Below are 15,399 nucleotides of genomic sequence, written 5' to 3'. Positions count from 1 at the left end.
TCATTTTGTTCCCCCTGTTCCTAATTTCATTTCCGACCCCTTGATTCCCTTGAAAAGCAGTTCTGTCTGAAGCTCTGTATACTCTTCGAGAGTGTAGAGCTTTTGCAGTGCCCATCGGCGGAATCCCCACATCTGTCCCTGGACAAAAATATCATGGGCGATGATTTTGACGTGTTTATCATCCAGGTCAAGCTCGCCATTTTCGACGCAGCGCTGGATCACATCCTCGAACATCGCCACCATCTCGATTTCTTTTTTCAGCACGTAAGGAAGAGCATCCTTTGTCAGCGACTTTACCTCCTGATACATGACAAGTACTTCATCCTGAAGATCGTCCATGACTTTGAAATAATTGGCGATCCCGACCTTCAAGCTCTCGAGCGTCCCCTGGTTAGTGTCTAGATTTTCCTGAAGACGATCGCGAACCTCGTCATAGATACTGTCACAAACAAGATAGAGCACATCTTCCTTCGTGCGGATATATTCATAAAGGGTGCCGATGCTAAAGCCTGAAGCCCGGGCAATTTCTCTGGTAGTCGTGCGGTGGAAGCCCTTCTGCTTGAAAAGGGTAACGGCCCCTTTGATCATCTGGTCGCGCCTTTTTTTCACAAGTCGCTCATCTTTTACCGACGCCTGCACTTCTCGCTTTTTCATCAACATCTACCCGCCTTATTATTTCGTCAGCATCCTGGAGATTACGAGGCGCTGGATTTCCTGTGTTCCTTCATAAATCTGTGTGATTTTCGCGTCACGCATGAAGCGTTCGACTGGGTAATCCTTCGTGTAGCCGTAGCCGCCGAATACCTGGACAGCTTCAGTTGTTACTTTCATCGCTGTGTCGCCGGCAAACAATTTGGACATCGCAGATTCCTTGCCGTATGGAAGACCTTCAGACTCCAGCCATGCCGCCTGGTAGGTTAGTAGTCTTGAAGCTTCGACGGAAGTAGCCATATCAGCTAGCTTGAAGCCGATTCCCTGGTTCGCTGCGATTGGCTTACCGAACTGCTGGCGTTCCTTTGCATAATCAACCGCAGCATCAAGAGCACCCTGAGCGATACCAACCGCCTGTGCAGCAATACCGTTACGTCCGCCATCAAGCGTCATCATCGCGATTTTGAAGCCTTCGCCAACTTCACCAAGGATGTTTTCCTTCGGAACGCGGCAGTCTTCAAAGATGATTTCTGTTGTAGGAGATGAACGGATGCCGAGCTTTTTCTCCTTCTTGCCGACAGAGAATCCAGGAAAGTCGCTTTCTACGATGAATGCAGTCGTTCCCTTATGCTTGCTGGACGGATCAGTCAATGCGAAGACAACATAAATATCCGCTACACCGCCGTTTGTGATGAAGATCTTTGATCCGTTAAGCACATAGTGATCGCCGTCTTCTTTTGCCGTCGTTCTCATCGCACCTGCATCCGAACCGCTGCCTGGCTCAGTCAAGCCGTATGCGCCGATGCTCTTTCCTTCAGCCATCGGGCGCAAGTACTTTTGCTTCTGCTCTTCGTTTCCGAACTTGAAGATCGGCCAGCCTGCAAGAGATGTGTGTGCTGACAACATAACGCCTGTGGATGCACAAACACGGGATAATTCCTCGACTGCGATGCAGTATGCAAGATAATCAGAGCCGATGCCGCCATACTCTTCAGGCCACGGAATACCAGTCAGGCCAAGCTCCGCCATCTTGTCAAAAATCTCGCGGTCAAAGCGTTCCTCTTCATCACGCTCTGCAGCTGTAGGAGCCACTTCATTCCTAGCAAAATCACGGACCATTTTCCTGATCATTTCATGTTCTTCAGATAATCGAAAATTCATTATTGTTTCCTCCGTTACTGTTGGATTAGTTTATAGGTAGTCATTACATTCGACTTGTTGGTGACCTATTTTCGTGCTACAACCTGAAAGCAGATCGTTATCTAGACAGCTTTGATGCTTCCACTGCCAAACCTGTCACGATTCCGAGCTGTTCTTGACAGCTTTTTGACTTTTACACCCAAACCTGTCACCATTCCGAGCTTTTCTGGACAGCTTTTCGGCTTGCACTATCAAACCGGTCACGATTCCGGGCTTTTCTTGACAGCTTTTCGGCTTCCACACCCAAACCTGTCACGATTCCGAGCTTTTCTTGACAGCTTTTCGACTTTTACACTCAAACCTGTCACGATTCCGGGCTTTTCTTGACAGCTTTTCGCCTTTCACACCCAAACCTGTCACAATTCCGGGCTTTTCTTGACTGCTTTTTGGCTTTTACACTCAAACCTGTCATAATTCCGGGCTTTTCTTGACAGCTTTTCGGCTTTCACTATCAAACATGTCACAATTCCGAGCTTTTCTTGACAGCTTTTCGCCTTTCACACCCAAACCTGTCACGATTCCGGGCTTTTCTTGACAGCTTTTCGGCTTTCACACTCAAACCTGTCATGATTCCGAGCTTTTCTTGACAGCTTTTCGGCTTTCACACCCAAACCTGTCACGATCCCGGGGTTTTCTTGACAGCTTTTCGCCTTTCACACCCAAATCTGTCACGATTCCGGGCTTTTCTTGACAGCTTTTCTACTTGCACACTCAAACCTGTCAAAATACCGAGCTTACAATTGCTTACTAATAACAATCTTCTGAATCTCGCTCGTACCTTCATAGATCTCTGTGACTTTGGCGTCGCGGAAGTAGCGTTCGACTGGGTAGTCTTTTGTGTAACCGTAGCCGCCGAAGACCTGGATGGCTTCTGTTGTGACTTCTACTGCTGTACGTGATGTGAACAGCTTTGCCATGGATGCTTCCAAACCACATTTTTGTCCTTCTGAACGTAATTGGGCAGCGCGATAGATTAATAGTTTTGCTGCTTCAACTGATGTTGCCATGTCCGCAAGCTTGAAGCCAACGCCTTGCTGGGCAGCGATTGGCTTGCCGAACTGGACTCTTTCTTTTGCATAGTCAGTCGCAGCTTCCAATGCAGCTTCTGCAATACCGAGAGCTTGTGCGGCAATACCGATGCGTCCGGAGTCAAGGTTGCTCATCGCGATCTTGAACCCTTCGCCTTCCTGGCCAAGAAGGTTTTCTGCCGGCACCTTCATATCTTCAAATGTCAGCTGGACGGTACGGGAGCCATAAAGTCCCATCTTGTGCTCATCTTTGCCGACGATGAAGCCCGGAGTGTCTTTTTCGACGATAAAAGCGGAGACACCTTTAGTCCCAGCTTCTGGATTAGTCGAAGCGAACACAATATACACATCAGCTTCTCCGCCGTTTGTGATGAACACCTTTGAGCCGTTCAACACATAGTGTCCATCCTTTTTGACTGCCCGCGTTTTTAGGCTGGCCGCATCCGAACCTGCACTTGGCTCTGTCAGACAGAATGCGCCAAGATATTCGCCTGCAGCAAGCTTAGGCACATATTTCTTCTTTTGTTCTTCCGTACCAAAATACAAGATCGGATTTGTTCCGACGGAAGTATGAACGGATAAGATGACACCCACCGTGGCGCTGACCTTTGAGATCTCGTGGATTGCAATGATGTAGGAGATGAAATCCATCTCCGAGCCGCCGTATTCTTCAGGAACCGGGATTCCCATCAGGCCTAGCTCGCCCATTTTCTTTAAAATCTCCCTCGGGAACTCGCCTTCTTCCATTTTTTCAACAAATGGAGCTATCTCGGTTTGCGCGAAGTCTCGCACCATTTTGCGCATCATTTTTTGTTCTTCTGTAAATCTTAGATTCATCATTAACCCTCCCCACGTCCAGACAATCAATCATGTATGGACGGATTCACGAAAAAATAATTACTCGTAAGTATAGAAACCGCGGCCTGATTTTTTACCTAACCAGCCTGCTTTTACATATTTCCTTAACAGTGGGCAAGGGCGGTACTTGTCATCGCCAAAGCCTTCGTGGAGTGTTTCCATGATATAAAGGCAAGTATCAAGACCGATGAAGTCAGCAAGGGTCAACGGTCCCATTGGGTGGTTCATGCCAAGCTTCATGACTTCATCGATTGCTTCCTTCGTCGCGACACCCTCATACAAGGTGTAAATCGCTTCGTTGATCATCGGCATCAGAATTCGGTTTGAAACGAAGCCTGGGAAGTCATTCACTTCAACAGGGACTTTTTCCAATGTTTTGGTGATGTCTTCGATTGTTTGATAGACTTCATCTGCCGTCGCCAATCCGCGGATGATTTCGACGAGCTTCATAACAGGCACCGGATTCATGAAATGCATGCCGATTACTTTTTCCGGACGCTTTGTCGCTGCCGCGATTTCAGTGATTGGCAATGATGATGTATTGGAAGCAAGGATTGCGTGTTCAGGTGCAATTTCATCAAGCTGGGCAAAGATTTTCGCCTTGATGTCCATGTTCTCGACAGCAGCTTCGATCACTAGATCCGTCTTTCCCGCATCCTGAAGATCTGTTGAAGCTGTTATTCTTCCGACAATCACGTCCATCTGGTCAGCCGTCATCCTTCCTTTGTCCACCTGACGGTTAAGGTTTTTCTTGATACCAGCCAGTCCTCGTTCAACAAATTCGGGCTTAAGGTCATTCAAAAATACATCGTATCCTGCCTGCGCGCATACTTGTGCAATACCTGAACCCATTTGTCCAGCACCGATTACCATAATCGTTTTTACACTCATTCTTTCTCCTCCTCTAATCAATGGAGGGCAACTTAACTGCCCTCCCGTCTATTGTCAAAATTCTTATTGCTTCGGAACCTCGATCATCACTGCGTCACCCTGGCCTCCGCCTGAGCAGATGGCCGCAATGCCGATCCCGCCGCCGCGGCGCTTCAGTTCATGCATCAAAGTCAGGATGATGCGTGCCCCGCTCGCTCCGATTGGGTGTCCAAGTGCGACCGCACCGCCGTTCACATTGATTTTTTCTGGATCGAGGTTTGCGATGCGGCCGCTTGTCAATGCGACTGCTGCAAATGCTTCGTTGATTTCAAAAAGGTCGATTTCCTCTAGGGACTTCCCTGTTTTCTTCAGCAATTCGTTAATGACAATCCCTGGTGTTTTCGGAAAGTCCTTTGCTTCTGTAGCGATGGCCGCATGTGCCAGGATGACTCCCTGTGGCTTCCTGCCTTCACGTTCTGCACGCTCTTCGCTCATCAATACGAGGGCAGCGGCACCGTCATTGACACCTGGTGCATTTCCTGCCGTGATTGTGCCTTCGGAATTGAATACAGGACCGAGCTTTGCCAGCTTTTCTAGAGAAGTATCCTTTCTTGGTGCTTCATCATGCTGAACAAGGATTGGGTCTCCCTTTCGCTGTGGGACTTCAACCGGAACGATCTCTTCAGCAAGCTTTCCGGATTCAATCGCTTCGATCGCTCGCTGGTGGCTGCGGTAAGACCACTCATCTTGTTCTTCGCGGCTGATTTCATATTCTTTCGCTACTTCATTTCCGTATGTGCCCATGTGTACGCCTTTAAAACTGCAAGTGAGTCCATCATGGACCATCAAATCCTTCACCTGTCCATCGCCCATCCTCAATCCCCAGCGTGCTTTTGGCAAAATATAAGGTGCGTTGCTCATGGACTCCATTCCGCCCGCTACAATGACTTCTTCTTCTCCAGCACGGATCATCAAGTCACCAAGTGTCAAGCTGCGCATACCGGATGCACACACTTTGTTGATGGTTTCTGTCTTCACTTCCCATGGAATCCCTGCTGCCCTTGCTGCCTGGCGTGAAGGAAGCTGTCCCTGGCCTCCCTGCAGGACCGTTCCGAGAATGACTTCTCCGACTTCCTCAGGTTTTACTTCCGCACGGGATAATGCTTCTTTAATGGCGATGCCGCCAAGCTGGCTTGCTGTAAAGCTGCTGAGCGCTCCTCCCATCTTGCCGATTGGTGTTCTTGCCCCTGCTAAAATGACTGTTCTTCCCATTGCCATCTCTCCCTTTCAATCTATTAATTTTTGATAATGAAAAATAAATCTCAATCCAGCTTTCATTGAGTGACTGAACGCTCGCTCGAAACTGGTCCAAAAAAATTTGCGTATGCTTGTTTATGTGAGGTTCTAAGGTGATTTGTTGCTGAAGGGTAATGTAAGCGCTTTATCATATTATTCATTTTACTTTAAAAATAGTAGAAATTGAAACACTTTGCTAAAAATTCTGTCTTATGTCGAATTTTAACTGTGAGTCAACTTCTACTATTCATGTTTTGAGTATTCTTTTCTCTTTAACAAGGCTGTTGATTTCCGTTCCAGGCGCTTCGCTTTCCGCGGGCAGTCGGGGAGCCTCCTCGGCGCTTTAGCGCCTGCGGGGTCTCCCCATGACTTGCTCTTCCCGCAGGAGTCTTCGCGCCTTCCACTCCAATCAACTTGTTTTAAAATTAAACATTGTACTTAAAGACATCATTGCATGCTCATAAATTAAATCCTCTAAAACTTTAAGAAACAAGCGGTTTGATTTCACCGAAAACGGATTTTTCAAGAAGTTCGGCTACGTCTAATGTATCGACGTTTTCTTCTACTTCCTTTGCTTTCGTTCCGTCGGACAGCATGGTCAGGCAGTATGGGCATCCGGAACTGATGACGGATGGGTTGACTGCAAGTGCTTGTTCTGTACGTGATACATTGATTCTGTGTCCTGTTTCTTCTTCCATCCACATCAAGCCGCCGCCAGCGCCACAGCACATTGCTGTATCGCGGTTACGTTCCATTTCCTTCAGGTCCACACCTGGAATCGCCTTGAGGATGTCACGCGGTGCGTCATAAACCTCGTTGTAGCGTCCAAGATAGCAGGAATCGTGGAAAGTGATCGTTTCGTTCACTGCATGCTTTGGAGTCAGCCTTCCTTCTTTCACAAGTTGTGCAAGAAGCTCGGTATGGTGATAAACCTCACCTTCAAAGCCGAAATCAGGATACTCATTCTTAAAGATATTGTATGCGTGAGGGTCGATCGTCACGATCTTCTTCACTTCATTTTTTTCGAACTCTTCAATATTCTTTGTCGCAAGCTCCTGGAATAAGAACTCGTTTCCAAGACGGCGCGGTGTATCTCCGGAGTTCTTTTCCTTGTTTCCAAGGATGGCGAACTTGACGCCTGCTTCGTTCAATAGCTTAGCGAATGAAAGAGCGATCTTCTGGCTGCGGTTGTCAAATGAACCCATCGCGCCAACCCAGAATAAGTATTCGAATTCTTCGTCTGCCTTTTTCATTTCTTTTACCGTAGGAATGACAACATCGTCGCGAAGCTCGCGCCAGTTTTCCTTTTCCTTGCGGTTCAAGCCCCATGGGTTGCCCTGGCGCTCGATATTCGTCATTGCGCGCTGTGCGTCAGCGTCCATCTTCCCTTCAGTTAAAACAAGGTAACGACGGAGATCGATGATCTTGTCCACGTGTTCGTTCATTACCGGACACTGGTCTTCACAGTTACGGCAAGTTGTACAAGCCCAGATTTCTTCCTCTGTGATGACATCGCCGATCATGCTCGGGCTGTATGCGAGCCCTGCTGCAGCTTCATTAGCACCCTGTCCAGCAGCTGATAATGCAAGTTGGTTGCCTTTTGTATTTGAAAAAGCGAAAGTCGGCACCCAAGGCTGTTTTGATGTGACAGCCGCACCTGTAAGTGTCAAATGGTCACGCAGCTTGACGATCAGGTCCATTGGCGACAGCATTTTTCCAGTGCCTGTTGCCGGACACATATTTGTACAGCGTCCACATTCTACACAAGCATAGAAGTCGATCATTTGTTCATAATTGAAATCAGTGATTTTTCCAGCACCGAATGTTTCCTGCGTTTCATCTTCAAAGTCAATCTTCGTAATTTTTCCTGGTGAATCAACCCTTGTCAAATAAACATTGGCTGGTCCGGCAATCAAGTGAGCATGCTTGGATTGCGGTACATACACTAGGAACGCAAGCAGGAACAGCAAGTGAATCCACCATGCGATATAAAAAATCGTGATGGCAGCTGCCTCAGGAATTCCGCTGAAAGCTGCCGCAATGAGAGATGCCACTGGTTCAGTCCATGTTCCTTCGTGGCCGTGCCAGATCATGCCCATACCATTTCCAAGCAATACAGAAAGCATTAATCCGCCAATGAACAGAAGTACAAGCCCATTTTTAAAGCCGCGCTTCAAACGGACTAGCTTTTCTACATAACGACGGTAAAAAGCCCAAACTACCGCTACAAGAATTGTTAGCGTAACGAGTTCCTGGAAAAATGTGAATCCTGGATAAAGCGGACCTAGCGGCAAATGTGAACCAGGCTTGATCCCCTTCCAGATAAAGTCTATTGCCCCAAATTGGACAAGAAGGAAGCCATAAAAAAACATAACGTGGATCGCGCCGCTTTTCTTGTCCTTCAAAAGCCTTTTCTGGCCAAAAACATGGACAAGAATTCTCCTCCAGCGATCCTTGATATCATCATCAAACTCAGATTTCTTGCCGAGCTTGATGTACTCGATTCTCGTCTTCACGACATAAACAAACAAGCTGATGGCGTAAGCGGTTACAAGTAAGAACGCAATAAGATTAATCCATAGCAAACCGTTCATAAAATCATTTACCCCTTTCGATGCTATTTTTGGATGAAAATTTCTAACCAAATAAATTTTCTGAATATACCTTTAACTACATTATATAATGAATGAGCATTCAGTCAACTCATTTCCTTTCATTTCTGAAAATTGTTTATACTTCTGCTTTTAAAGGAAACTTAACATATATGAAGCGATTTCGGCAAAAATAAAGAAAATACTTTTTTAAGGGAGCCGAATTGCTATGGATTTTGGATGGATTTTGCTTGCAGTAATAGCTGGGCTTGCCCTATGGATTTATGTCGATTTCCTGCTTGGCAGAAAAAAGCATCTGGAAAGCGCGAAGACAAATACACTGCCAATACGGGAAAGTGACCTTGAGATTTTTGCCGAAGGTCCTAAATTGTTCGAGAACCTTTTTTCCGAGTTAAAAAAAGCAAAACAGCACATTCACATTTTGTTTTATATCGTCAAGGATGATAAAATCAGCCAGGAATTCTTATCAATTTTAAAAGAGAAAGCTCAGGCCGGTGTTGAGGTCAGGCTTTTGGTCGATTGGGTCGGCAGCGGATTGAAGCGCAAAACAATAAATTCACTGAAGGCTGCCGGTGTAAGGTTCGCCTTTTCGCAAATGCCAAAATTGCCTTTCTTGTTTTATTCCTCGCAGGTTAGGAACCATCGGAAGATAACCGTAATTGATGGCTCCATTGCCTATCTCGGCGGCTTCAATATCGGGAAAGAATATAACAACCAGGACCCGAAGCTATCGCCGTGGCGAGATTACCATCTGAAAATGACCGGGGAAGGTGTTGTTGACCTTCAATCAGAATTCCTGGAGGATTGGCATGCGGCTGCAAAAGTCAACTTGCTGCAAAATAAAGCCTATTTCCCTTCTCTCGAAAAAGGGACGGTCAAACAGCAGCTTGTTCCAACTGAGGGCATCCTGCTGGAGGAAATGATGTCAGACCTGATCAGCAAGGCAAAAACATCCATTTTCATCGGGACACCGTACTTCATTCCGAGCAAAAGGATTTTTGGTTTACTGAGAGAAGCGATATCAAGAGGTGTTTCGGTTACGATCCTTGTTCCGCTCGTTTCCGACCATATCCTTGTAAAAGAAGCTTCCTATCCATATCTGAGGACACTGATCAAGGATGGAGCCGAAGTCTATCAGTTTTTGAATGGCTTTTACCATGCAAAGATCCTGCTTGTGGATGATGAGATTTGTGACATTGGCACGGCCAACTTTGATAAAAGAAGCATGTTCTTGAATTATGAATTGAATTGCCTGATTTATAATGGTGATTTTATTAAAAAAGTTAAAAGGATTCTGACAGAAGACATCCTGAACTCCAGGAAGGCTGCCTTAGATGACTTCAAACATACGTTGCTAAAGGAAAAAGCCGCAAGTACGATTTCCTACTTTTTATAAAAGAGCCAGGCAACAAAGGAGTGTCGCTATGATTATTCGGTTGGGCTATGTATCCACCGCCATCAGCCTGTGGGATGCATCTCCCTCCAAGGCACTTACATTCGCTCGTTACGGGCAGCTGCCAAAGGAAGAACGGCATGACAAGCTGCTTTCTGTAACCTATCAGAACCTTGTGAACACGGAAAGAATGATTCATTACAATATCGCCCACGATATACCCTTGTATCGATTCTCAAGTTCGATCGCACCGCTTGCGACCCACCCGGAGGTCAAGTGGGATTATGTGACCCCGTTCCGTGAAAAATGGCTGGAAATTGGCGCATTGGTAAAAAAACATGAATTGCGAACAAGCTTCCATCCAAACCAATACACGCTGTTCACTTCACCGAGAGAGGAAGTGACGGCCAATGCCATCATCGATATGGAATATCATTATGGAATGCTCAAAGCGATGGGACTGGAAAATGACGCGCTAATCAACATTCATATTGGCGGGGCTTACGGCAACAAGGAAGAGACGATCTTGCGGTTTCATGAAAACTTCGCAAAGCTGCCTGCCCATATCAAAAAAATCACCACGCTTGAAAACGATGATAAAACGTATAATACGTCGGAAACACTGGGTGCCTGTATAAAAGAGGATGTAGCCTTTATGTTCGATTATCATCACCATATGGCGAATCTCTGTGAAGAATCACTGGAAAACCTGCTCCCTGCCGGCTTCGCAACCTGGGAACGGACCGGGATGAAGCCTAAGATCCATATCTCCTCCCCAAAATCCGAAAAAGCGTATCGATCACACGCCGATTATGTTGATCCAGAATTTATCCTGCCGTTAATCGAAATACTGAAGGGTATCGGCAAGGATGTCGATTTCATGATTGAAGCGAAGGAAAAGGACAAAGCAGCTTTAAAGCTCGTCGAGGATTTGGCTAAAATCCGCGGAGTGAAGCGGATTGGCGGGGCTGCTTTGGAGTGGAAATAAGCTGAAGGCTGCTGGATCATCCAGCAGCCTTATTTAATACATATTCAAAACATACCGGTAATTTTCGATTACTTCCTCTTGAATCCTGGTCTGTTGGGTTCCAAGTTCCTTCTGCATCATTGCTAAAGTGCTTTTACCAATAGCTGATGAAGAAGGAGCAGCTTTCAATTTTTCAAGCAGCTGGATGCGATAGAATGTTGGCGGGTGAGTCGAGTCCAGTTTTGCTGTCTCAAGTTGTGCAAGACGAGAAAGCCTCTCTTTCTCACGGTCGGGCATTCTTTTGATTTGTTCATGGACAGCATCAAATAAATTGAGTGAGTTTTTCCTCACAGCCAACTCCCTAACCTTTAAATAAAAGGTATCAGCGTATTGGAACTTTTCCATGGAGGAAATTAAATATTTATAGCCGACTGCTTTAGCAGCCCTTTCATCGGCTAAATATTCACCCCTTTGAGAATCGTCAAACAGCAGGTGTACCAGTAATAAGAAGACAGAGTATGGGATTAGTGCCAAGAATGCCATGAAATAGTATACAGGTATTTCGAAGAACCCCATGCTGTCAAATTCATCGATTGGCACAGGATTTAGAAGCTCATACCATGTCTGTAGCGTATATAAAGCAGTACCAATATAAAAAGATCTTGTCAAATCCCCATTGGATATATGGCCAAATTCATGCGCTAGAATCGCCAGCTGCTCTTCTGGTTCCATTATAGAAAATAACGGTAACCCTATCTTAATGATTCTCCTTCTTCTCCAGCCAATTTGCGCCACTGATGCATTGAATTCATAGTCAATAATGATCCCATCGATTCTTTTTACATGCATAGAATCAGCCAGCTGGTCAACTGCCTCAAATAAAAACGAAAAATCCTGGCGAGAAATCAAATGGTCATCTTTGTCCAGCTTCGGCACTCTTGGCCTGGCTAGCCAGGCAATACCAAATAGAACTAAAGCTGCCGCGATTAGTATGTAATGATCGTTTTGAAAAATAATCAAGTAAAAGCCAAGTAAAAATAAACTGATGCTAATCAAATGCACTAAAGTCGCGATCATGTAAGCTAAACTTTTTGAAAAGGAACTCCCCTGCCGCAATTCCTGTTCGGAAACCAAATTCTGAAAAACTCTTTCCCCACGTTTATTTCCTAATTTTTCATATAAAGCATATAATTTTGAGTCGGCCTTTTCTGACGGTGAGTGGTCCATATTATAGCCGCAATCGCACCATGAAACATACCCTTTATTGAACGGAATAGCTGAACTGCAGTCAGGACAGACAAGCCCATTTTCTAGAACGTTTATTTCCCCCAACTCCCAATTTTTAGAATATATTGATATATTAAGTTATTGGCAGGTAAATGAAAATATAAAAATTCAAATTATTCACAGGATATTTTTTCCGTATTTTAGATGAAACTTTATGGGGCTAAACCGTTTAATAAAAAATGGTAATACTGGTTTATTACCCTAATTTCAGGAGGTAATTTTAGCGTGCCGAAAATAGCAAAAAAAGACCCAGGTCCATCTCGCACTATCCGGGAGAGAATGAGCGACGTATTGTATAACCTAACTTTTATCATCCCTATTGCCATCTTTGCATTTTTAATTAGCTGGATATACCTTGGGGGTGGAGGAGGATTTCTTGTAGAAAAAGGATGGAATCCTATTATATTTTCCGGCTTCAACGTTTTAATAGACCTTTTATTAATAGGACTGAACTTAATTTTGGGTATCTTCAGCTTGAAGACACTATGGTTTCTCTATAGAGAAGGGAAAGCTGGCAGGAGTTATTTTACACTTTTAACCGACTCTAAATATAATAAAGTTTTTGAGACAGCCATCATCATCGTTTTATTGGGAGGGTCAGGAACTTTATTTATAATCCTTGCTGTTTCAAGGTTAATGGCAATCCTAATATAAAAAGGCATAAACCTCTTGTGAGAGGCTTATGCCTTTTAGTTGTTACATCTTCTCCGGTGCGGATACTCCAATCAACTCAAGTGCATTCTTCAATGTGATTTGCGCTGTCTTGATCAATGAAAGGCGTGCTATTGTTCTTTCTTTATTCTCCAGATCAAGTACTTTTTCAGCATTGTAGAAGCTGTGGAATACGGATGCCAGCTCGAAAATGTAGTTGGAGATTCGGTGCGGCATGCGCTTCTGGGCTGCTTCGGCAACGGCCAGCGGGAATTCGCCCAGCTTTTTCAGCAGGTCGATTTCCTTCTCGGACTGGATGTGCTTGAAGTCTGCCTCAATGTCAAAAATCAACCCTTGCTCAGCTGCAGAACGCAGGATGCTGTTGATGCGGGCATGTGCATACTGTGCGTAGAACACTGGGTTTTCATTGGACTGGGAAACAGCCAAGTCAAGGTCGAAGTCCATATGAGTGTCAGCGCTTCTCATCGCGAAGAAGTAACGAACTGCATCCAAACCTACTTCATCAATCAGGTCACGCATTGTGACAGCTTTGCCTGTACGCTTGCTCATTTTCATCTTCTCGCCATTCTTGTATAAATGGACGAGCTGGATGATCTCGACTTCAAGCGCATCCCGGCCATAGCCTAAAGCCTCGATTGCTGCCTTCATACGAGGGATGTAACCGTGGTGGTCCGCTCCCCAGATGTTGATCAGCTTTTCAAATCCGCGCTCAAGCTTGTCCTTATGGTAAGCAATATCTGGCAGCAGGTACGTGTATGATCCATCCTGCTTTATCAGCACGCGGTCCTTGTCATCACCAAGCTCTGATGAACGGAACCATGTTGCGCCATCCTCTTCATATATATGGCCATTTGAACGCAGTGCTTCAAGAGCCACATCGATTTTTCCATTTTGGTATAGAGAAGTTTCTGAGTACCAGACATCGAACCTGACACGGAAGTTCTCAAGATCCTGCTTAAGCTTTTCCATTTCATATTTCAAGCCGTACTCACGGAAAGCATCGAAGCGCTCCTGGTCCGGAACATTCACATACTTATCGCCAAATTCTTCAGCGAGGGTTTTCCCGATTCCGATGATATCTGCTCCATGATAGCCATCCTCAGGCATCGGCTTGTCCATGCCGAGCGCCTGGAAGTAGCGAGCCTCAACAGAAAGCGCTAGATTATTGATCTGGTTACCAGCGTCATTGATATAGTATTCACGGGACACATCATATCCAGCCTTGGCAAGAACATTGCACAATGAATCGCCGACAGCCGCGCCACGAGCATGTCCCAGGTGAAGGTCACCGGTAGGGTTGGCAGAAACGAACTCCACCTGGATCTTCTCGCCATTTCCTACATTTGATTCACCATATTTGTCGCCTGCTTCGAGGATTGCCGGAATCAAGTCCGTCAAATAGCTGTTATCCATGTAAAAGTTGATGAATCCTGGTCCTGCGATTTCGATCTTCTCGATGGATGCCTTGCTGTTATCGAAGTTCTCGATCAACTGCTCTGCAATCTGGCGAGGGGCCTTTTTCGCCACGCGCGCAAGCTGCATCGCCATATTCGTAGAGTAATCCCCATGTGCTTTTTCCTTTGGCGTCTCTAAAATAACGGCCGGAATTTGGGCTTCCTCAGCAAGGCCCGCTTTGATGATCGCCTGCTTGATTTCTTCCTTCAGCTTCAATTGAACCTGTTCAACTATATTCATTTGCCTTCCTCCTTATAATTGATCGTTAAATGGTATGTACCTGCATTCGCGCCTTGTATAGCCATATCATACAGCAAGTCCACATGGCCCTCCTGCTTTGTCTCGTTAAAATCCGTGTCGAGCCGCTTCGTGAGCGCCGAGGTCTCGAGCAGACCATATTGGGTTTTATAGTTACCCGGAGTTTTTTTATTCAGCAGAAAATGAAGCCTCATCTTGATCGCGCCGCTGCGCATGATCAGCACTTCGTCCCCTGATATTTTTACCGTAGTATGCACATCTCCTTCCTCCATCACTTCATCATATTGGAGGTACGAGCTGTTCGCCTTTTTATAGTATCGGCCAAAAGTGGTCAATTCAAAAGTTTCCTTCTCTTTGCCACTGTAAATCGCCGTTTTAACCGTCACCTTGACAGGAATCTGATCAGCGGGTTTACTAGACACCGTTAACACGCCCTTTTCTTATCCAGCTTCAGCGCTTTAGCTGTTTTGACCAAGTCGCTAAGCTTTTCTATCTTCATTATAACTTTATAAGTATAAATATTCTCCTTTGAAAGTGCAAGGTTCGCAGGGGAAATGCCATATGAATCTGAGGGAAATTCAAGGGAACACGTAAAGGGTTTTGTCCCCCTCCATATCGGGTATTGATAACCAAGACCTATTAAAGGAGGTGCACCACATGAGAATCGAAGTAAAATGCGAAGTAGAAAACTGTAAATACTGGGCAGAAGGCGATCAATGTGTGGCTGACTCTATCATGGTCGTAGCCAATAGAGGAAATCAGGCAGTAAATGAAAAGGAAACCATTTGTGATACGTTTGAAAAGATGTAAAACCTAAAAACCGGCTGGTCACTTCACAATGTGCCAGCCGGT

13 protein-coding genes are annotated in these 15,399 nt (G+C 45.5%); 4 read left to right on the top strand and 9 right to left on the bottom strand.

The annotated features are described in order from the left end of the window. The 6 genes from AB5I83_RS07730 to AB5I83_RS07705 all read right to left on the bottom strand — a co-directional run bounded on the left by AB5I83_RS07730 (position 1) and on the right by AB5I83_RS07705 (position 8,497). Complete coding sequence (locus AB5I83_RS07730) at positions 1-654, bottom strand: TetR/AcrR family transcriptional regulator (RefSeq protein WP_448974262.1); 654 nt, start codon at positions 652-654, stop codon at positions 1-3. Positions 655-672: 18 nt separating this feature from the next. Then, the gene (locus AB5I83_RS07725; protein ID WP_448974261.1) at positions 673-1,812 is read right to left on the bottom strand and encodes an acyl-CoA dehydrogenase; all 1,140 of its coding nucleotides are present in this window, start codon (positions 1,810-1,812) and stop codon (positions 673-675) included. Positions 1,813-2,585: 773 nt separating this feature from the next. Next, positions 2,586-3,716 carry an acyl-CoA dehydrogenase gene (locus AB5I83_RS07720; protein ID WP_448975249.1) on the bottom strand — a complete coding sequence of 377 codons (1,131 nt, stop codon included), beginning with the start codon at positions 3,714-3,716 and terminating at the stop codon, positions 2,586-2,588. Between the two features lie 60 nt (positions 3,717-3,776). After that, positions 3,777-4,628 carry a 3-hydroxybutyryl-CoA dehydrogenase gene (locus AB5I83_RS07715; protein WP_448974259.1) on the bottom strand — a complete coding sequence of 284 codons (852 nt, stop codon included), beginning with the start codon at positions 4,626-4,628 and terminating at the stop codon, positions 3,777-3,779. 63 nt (positions 4,629-4,691) lie between these two features. Continuing rightward, entirely contained in the window at positions 4,692-5,879 is a 1,188-nt protein-coding gene (locus AB5I83_RS07710; protein WP_448974257.1) for an acetyl-CoA C-acetyltransferase, read from the bottom strand. Between the two features lie 506 nt (positions 5,880-6,385). Beyond that, positions 6,386-8,497, bottom strand: a complete 2,112-nt coding sequence (locus tag AB5I83_RS07705; RefSeq protein WP_448974255.1) for a (Fe-S)-binding protein — start codon at positions 8,495-8,497, stop codon at positions 6,386-6,388. Positions 8,498-8,723: 226 nt separating this feature from the next. On the opposite strand from AB5I83_RS07705, the gene cls reads away from it, so the two are divergent. Together cls and uvsE are read left to right on the top strand one after the other, a co-directional pair. Then, a complete protein-coding gene (cls, locus tag AB5I83_RS07700) occupies positions 8,724-9,911 on the top strand; it encodes a cardiolipin synthase (RefSeq protein ID WP_448974253.1) in 1,188 nt (395 codons plus the stop codon). Between the two features lie 28 nt (positions 9,912-9,939). Beyond that, entirely contained in the window at positions 9,940-10,896 is a 957-nt protein-coding gene (gene uvsE, locus AB5I83_RS07695; RefSeq protein WP_448974251.1) for a UV DNA damage repair endonuclease UvsE, read from the top strand. Between the two features lie 33 nt (positions 10,897-10,929). On the opposite strand, the gene AB5I83_RS07690 is transcribed toward uvsE, so the two are convergent. Beyond that, positions 10,930-11,952, bottom strand: coding sequence for a M48 family metallopeptidase (locus tag AB5I83_RS07690; RefSeq protein ID WP_448974249.1), 1,023 nt, complete (start codon positions 11,950-11,952; stop codon positions 10,930-10,932). A gap of 435 nt (positions 11,953-12,387) precedes the next feature. Here AB5I83_RS07690 and AB5I83_RS07685 point away from each other — a divergent pair, with 435 nt between their 5' ends. Further along, positions 12,388-12,816, top strand: coding sequence for a hypothetical protein (locus AB5I83_RS07685; protein ID WP_448974248.1), 429 nt, complete (start codon positions 12,388-12,390; stop codon positions 12,814-12,816). A 42-nt stretch (positions 12,817-12,858) separates the two neighbouring features. Here AB5I83_RS07685 and argS read toward each other — a convergent pair whose 3' ends face one another. Continuing rightward, positions 12,859-14,529, bottom strand: a complete 1,671-nt coding sequence (gene argS / locus AB5I83_RS07680; protein WP_448974246.1) for an arginine--tRNA ligase — start codon at positions 14,527-14,529, stop codon at positions 12,859-12,861. After that, entirely contained in the window at positions 14,526-14,969 is a 444-nt protein-coding gene (locus AB5I83_RS07675) for a DUF1934 domain-containing protein (RefSeq protein ID WP_448974244.1), read from the bottom strand. The genes argS and AB5I83_RS07675 overlap by 4 nt, the downstream gene beginning before the upstream one ends. A 235-nt stretch (positions 14,970-15,204) precedes the next feature. On the opposite strand from AB5I83_RS07675, the gene AB5I83_RS07670 reads away from it, so the two are divergent. Beyond that, complete coding sequence (locus tag AB5I83_RS07670; RefSeq protein ID WP_167831072.1) at positions 15,205-15,357, top strand: DUF1540 domain-containing protein; 153 nt, start codon at positions 15,205-15,207, stop codon at positions 15,355-15,357. Positions 15,358-15,399 lie beyond the last annotated feature (42 nt).

It is taken from the genome of Mesobacillus sp. LC4 (genome assembly GCF_053543455.1).
Note: the sequence above shows the minus strand (reverse complement) of the source record. Positions and strands in the feature narration are given on the sequence as shown.